The sequence below is a fragment of the Dietzia maris genome, assembly GCF_014144855.1.
GTDB lineage: Bacteria > Actinomycetota > Actinomycetes > Mycobacteriales > Mycobacteriaceae > Dietzia > Dietzia kunjamensis.
In genome coordinates, this window is the sequence record NZ_JAALDN010000302.1 from 1 (window position 1) to 5,251 (window position 5,251).

Sequence of the window (5,251 nt, forward strand, 5' to 3'; positions counted from 1 at the left end):
AGCCGGCATCCGCTCCCGCGCATGGCGCCCTGCTCGCGCGGATGGACGCGCCGGCGACCGCCGCCCCCGGGGAGGGCGTCTGGCCTGCGCATCTGTTCACGCGAGACGCCATCGTGACGGGCGGCGGCAGGCGGCTGCGGCCGGCGGCTCGAAAAAAATTCCGGGCCGGACCCATCCGGATCACGGGGGGCGGCGAAGCACTGGTGACCCACCGCACAGAGCCCCACACCACAGGGGCTCCACCGAAAGGACAGCACAATGGGCATCACGATCTCCCGCCGAGTCGCCTCGATCGCCGCAGCCGCCGCGGTCTCCGGACTCGTCCTCGCCGGCTGCTCGACCGACGACGGAAGCGACACCGAGACCACCGCCGAGGGCACCGCCAGCTCCATGATGAGCACCACCGCCTCCTCCGAGACCTCGTCCATGGAGGCCGAGCCGGCCGGCATGCTCGTCGGCCCCGGGTGCGCGGACTACGCCGAGGCCAACCCGGAGGGACCGGGCTCGGTCGACGGCATGGCGATGGAGCCGGTCGCCACGGCCGCCTCCAACAACCCGCTGCTGACGACCCTCACCGCCGCCCTGTCCGGCGGCGTCAACCCGGACGTCAACCTCGTCGACACCCTCAACAACGGCGAGTACACAGTCTTCGCCCCCGTCGATGACGCGTTCGCGCAGATCGATGACGCGACGATGGAGGCGCTCCAGACCGACGCCGACCTGCTCACCGGCATCCTCACCTACCACGTCGTGGAGGGCCAGATCACGCCCGACGAGATCTCCGGGATGCAGACCACGCTCAACGGCGCTGACGTCGATGTGACCGGTTCCGACGACGAGCTCATGGTCAACGGTGCCAACGTGGTCTGCGGCGGCGTCGAGACCGCCAACGCCACCGTCTACCTCATCGACCAGGTCCTCATCCCCGAGGAGTGATCTGACCGAACACCGCGGACGGGTGCCCTGAACTCCCGCCCATCCGGTGAGGTCGACCAGACGAGACGAGGCCCGGGCCGACGCGAGAGCGCCGGCCCGGGCCTCGTCGTGTGCCGCCGCCGAGCGGTCGGCCGAACCGGGCGCGGTCCAGCACCGGACCCGGGTCAGAACCAGAGGTCAGAACCAGTCGTCGCGCATGTCCAGCGTCGTGCGGTCGCCCGCGGCGAGCAGGTCGAACTTGGCGTCGACGATCGGGAGCTCGCGGCGCAGGAAGTACTCCGCGGCCCTGAGCTTGCCCGCGGCGAAGGCGTCGTCCTCGTCGCCGGTGCGCGCGCCCAGTGCCATCACCTGTTCGACCCAGATCCAGGCGATCACCACATGCCCGGCGGCCTCGAGGTACTCGGTGGCGTCGGCCAGGAAGGCCTCCGGATCCGTGGCCCCCACCTCCGCCAGCGCGGTGGTGACCTCGATGAGGCGGGTGACGCGCGGGCGCAGCAGCGCGGCCATCTCGGCCGCGGACCCGCCCGCCTCGGCAGCCCGGTCACACGCCTGGGTGATCCGCCCGGTCAGCGCGGCCAACCCGGCCCCGCCACCGGCCATTACCTTGCGTCCCAGCAGGTCCTGGCCCTGGATACCGTGCGTGCCCTCGTGGATCGGGTTGAGACGGTTGTCGCGGTAGTGCTGCTCCACGTCGTAGTCGATGGTGTAGCCGGCCCCGCCCAGCACCTGCACCGCGAGCTCGTTGGCCTTGAGACACCACTGCGAGGGCCACGATTTGGCGATCGGGGTGAGGACGTCGAGCAGCATCGTCGCCGCCGCCGACTCCTCCGGGGATCCGGTCTTCTCGTCGTCGATCAGTCGCGCGCAGTACAGCCCCAGGGCGAGGGCGCCCTCCACGTACGATTTCTGGGCCAGCAGCATGCGGCGCACGTCCGCGTGGCCGGTGAGCATGACCTGCGGCGATGACGGGTCCGCCCCGACCTGCCGGCCCTGGGGACGGTTCCGGGCGTAGTCCAGCGACTTGAGGTACCCGGTGTAGCCGATGGCGGTCGCGCCGAGGCCCACGCCGAGGCGGGCCTCGTTCATCATGGTGAACATCTTCTTGAGGCCGGTGTTCTCCTCTCCGACGAGGTACCCGATCGCGCCCGCCCGACCGCCGGGGGTGTGCATGCCCTGGCCCAGCGTGGGCATGGTGTTGACCGTGCCGCGGAAGCCCATCTTGTGGTTGAGGCCGGTGATGACGATGTCGTTGCGCTCGCCGATCGTGCCGTCGTCGGTGACCAGGAACTTCGGCACGACGAACAGGCTGATGCCGCGGGTGCCCGCCGGCGACCCGGGAACCTTCGCCAGCACCAGGTGCACGATGTTCTCGGCCATCTGGTGCTCGCCGCCGGAGATCCACATCTTCTGCCCGAACAGCCGGTAGGTGCCGTCGGGCTGCGGCTCGGCGCGGGTGGTGATGTCGGCGAGGTTGGACCCGGCCTGCGGCTCGGACAGGCACATCGTCCCCGTGAAGCGGCCCTCGATCATCGGCTTGACGTACCGCTCGATCTGCTCGTCGGAGCCGTGCTCGATGAGCAGGTTGGCGTTGCCGGTGGTGAGCAACGGGTAGGCCGCGGTGGAGATGTTCGCGGCGTAGAACCAGGCCATGCACGCCAGGTAGGCGGTGTAGGGCAGCTGCATCCCGCCGACGCGCTCGTCCATCGCCGCACCGACGAGGTCGGCCTCGGCGAACTTCGCCAGCGCCTCGCCGATCTCGGGGATGAGCTCCACGTCCTCGCCGACCAACCGGGGCTCGGTGAGGTCGGCTTTGCGGAAGTGGGGTGCGAAGTACTTCTCGGCGAGTTCGGCCGACAGGTCCACCACGGAGTCGATCGTCTCGCGCGAGTGCTCCGCGTACCGTTCCCGCTCGCACAGCTCGGAGACACGGAGCCAGTCGTGCAGGAGGAAGTCGAGGTCGGCGCGGGAGAGCAGGTGCGAGGGGGTCATGCCCCGCAGGGTACTAGCGCGCGGTACCAGCGCGCGCCGCCCCCGGTGCTCACGTGCCCGTCGCGCCCGTTCCCCCGGCCTCGGCGCCCGACCCGCCCGTGGCCCGTGTCGCCGCCGCGAACTTCTGGCCCATGCCGAGCATGGTCCTGGCGTACGCGGCGGGGAGGAACCGCTTGGCACGGTAGGACTTGCGGGCGTCGGGGTCGGGGAGGATGAGGAACTGCTTGGCGTCCAGGCCCGTCATCACCTCCGCGGCGATCTCGTCGGCGCCCCGCTCGGAGCGGTCGATGAGCTTGCTCGCGAACCCGCTGGCGGCGGGGTCGGAGGCGTTGAGACTGGAGGCGAGGTTGGTGCGGAAGAAGGACGGGCACAGCACCGACACGTCCACGCCGAACGGCTCGAGCTCCCACCGCAGGCTCTCGGAGATCGCCACGACCGCCGCCTTGACCGCCGTGTAGGAGGACATGGTGGGCGGGTGGACGAGGCCGGCGAGAGAAGCGGTGTTGACGAGGTGACCGCTGCCCTGCGCCTTGAGCATCGGGACGAAGGTGCGGCATCCGCGCGCGACGCCGAGCAGGTTGATGTCGACGATCTGCCGCCAGTCGTCCTCGGTGAGCATCTCGATGCGGCCGCCCTGGGCGATGCCGGCGTTGTTGACGAGCACGTCCAGGCCGCCCCAGATCTGCTCGACCTCGACGCGTGCGGCCTGCCACTCGTCCTCCGAGCGCACGTCGAGCCGGAGGTAGTGGGCGTCGGCGGGCACGGAGTCGGGGCGGTCGTCGGTGGGGGCGAGGTCGGCGATGATCACCCGGTCGCCGCGCTCGAGGAACGCCGTCGCCAGGGCCAGACCGAGGCCGGAGGCGCCGCCGGTCACCAGGACGCGGCGGTGGGTGTCGGTGGGGGAGGGGGACGACGACGAGAACGGCAGCCGGTCGAGGCCGGGCAGCGGCAGATTCTGCAGGGACAGATCGGGCAGGGACAATTCGGGGAGCGAGACCTTGGGCAGGCGCATGTGCCGAAACTACCGAGCCGCCAGGGGAGCCGGTTGGCCGACACCCCCGAGGAAGTCGGCGGCCAGCTCCACCGCCGGGCCCGAGGAGTCCGCGCCCTCGAGGAGAACGGCCACCGCGATGTCCCCGGTGAAGCCCACGAACCAACCGTGCGCCGGCCCGCTGCCCACCTCGGCGGTGCCGGTCTTGCCGCCCAGGCCGGGCACGGACCTCGCGGCCGTCGCGGTGCCCGACTGCACGGTCTGCACCATGTAGCGGCGCAGGGTGTCGACCACGGCCGGGTCGAGCGGCTCCGGGGAGTCGTTGGCGACCGCGGGCATCCCGTCGATGAGCTGCGGCAGGATCATCCGGCCACCGTTCGCGAGTGACGCCGTCATCACGGCCATGCCGAAGGGGCTGGCCAGCACCTCGCCCTGCCCGATCGCCGCCTCGACCCGGCCCGGGCCCTGCTCGGTGACGGGCACCTCCCCGGTGTAGGTGTTCAGCCCCGGGGTGAAGAACCCGACGCCGAGGCCCAGTGTCGCGGCGGTGTCCTTCATCGCCGCGGGTTCCAGGCGGTCGCTGATGACGGCCTGAGTGGTGTTGCACGACCGGGCGAACGCCGTCTCGAGGGGGACGGGGCCCAGCTCGAAGTCGTCGTCGTTGGGGATCGTCCGGCCCGAGACGGTGACCGACGCCGGGCACGGCACGATCTCGTCCGGGCCCACGACGCCGGCGGAGAGCGCGGCGGCGGTGGTGACCACCTTGAACGTCGACCCCGGCGGGAAGCGCCCCTGCAGGGAGACGGGCCCCTGTCGGTCTGCGGCGGAGTTCTGGGCCACGGCCAGCACCCCGCCGGTGGAGGGCTGGATCGCCACGATCGACGCGGCCAACCCGCTTCCGTCCACGGCCCGCTGGGCCTCACGCTGCATCGAGATCTGGACCATCGAGACCAGGTCGTCGACCTCTCCGGCCGGTGCGCCCCCGATCTCGATCGGTTCGGCGCCGGGGTTGACGATCTGCGCCGACCACCCGGCCTCGGACTGCAGCGCCTCCGTCCAGGCGTTCGGCAGGCCGTCGAGGGCGGGGGAATCCAGGTCGCGGTCGGTGCGGATGAGCTGGCCCTGCTCCGGCAGGCTCACGCCCGGGACCGCGGCGAGCTGATCGCGGATCGGGTCGATGTCCGCCGGGCGCAACGCCACGACCTGGTACGGCTGGTCGCCGGCCTCGGCCATCCCGTCGCGGATCGTCTGACCGGTGATCGTCGGTGCGGCCCCGCTGACCAGCGACGCGACCGCGTCCGCGGAGCCGGCGGCGTCGGGCGCGAGCGTCACCGC

The 5,251-nt window shown here is 71.5% G+C and carries 4 protein-coding genes; 1 reads left to right on the forward strand and 3 read right to left on the reverse strand.

All coding sequences use genetic code 11. The features are described 5' to 3' along the window. The first annotated feature begins 258 nt into the window (after positions 1-258). Positions 259-936 carry a fasciclin domain-containing protein gene (locus G6024_RS10405; protein WP_082924057.1) on the forward strand — a complete coding sequence of 226 codons (678 nt, stop codon included), beginning with the start codon at positions 259-261 and terminating at the stop codon, positions 934-936. Positions 937-1,113: 177 nt separating this feature from the next. On the opposite strand, the gene G6024_RS10410 is transcribed toward G6024_RS10405, so the two are convergent. The 3 genes from G6024_RS10410 to G6024_RS10420 all read right to left on the reverse strand — a co-directional run. Then, positions 1,114-2,925 carry an acyl-CoA dehydrogenase gene (locus G6024_RS10410; protein WP_159148651.1) on the reverse strand — a complete coding sequence of 604 codons (1,812 nt, stop codon included), beginning with the start codon at positions 2,923-2,925 and terminating at the stop codon, positions 1,114-1,116. Positions 2,926-2,974: 49 nt separating this feature from the next. Continuing rightward, positions 2,975-3,937: an SDR family NAD(P)-dependent oxidoreductase gene (locus G6024_RS10415; protein WP_069389929.1), complete on the reverse strand. Its 963-nt coding sequence runs from the start codon at positions 3,935-3,937 to the stop codon at positions 2,975-2,977. A gap of 9 nt (positions 3,938-3,946) precedes the next feature. Further along, on the reverse strand, positions 3,947-5,251 hold a 1,305-nt coding region (locus G6024_RS10420), incomplete at its 5' end, for a penicillin-binding transpeptidase domain-containing protein (RefSeq protein ID WP_159148652.1).

Excerpts from the sequence above, each read along its gene's own strand:
- G6024_RS10405 (WP_082924057.1), top strand. The coding sequence starts at position 259 with ATGGGCATCACGATCTCCCGCCGAGTCGCCTCGATCGCCGCAGCCGCC.
- G6024_RS10410 (WP_159148651.1), bottom strand. The coding sequence starts at position 2,925 with ATGACCCCCTCGCACCTGCTCTCCCGCGCCGACCTCGACTTCCTCCTG.
- G6024_RS10415 (WP_069389929.1), bottom strand. The coding sequence starts at position 3,937 with ATGCGCCTGCCCAAGGTCTCGCTCCCCGAATTGTCCCTGCCCGATCTG.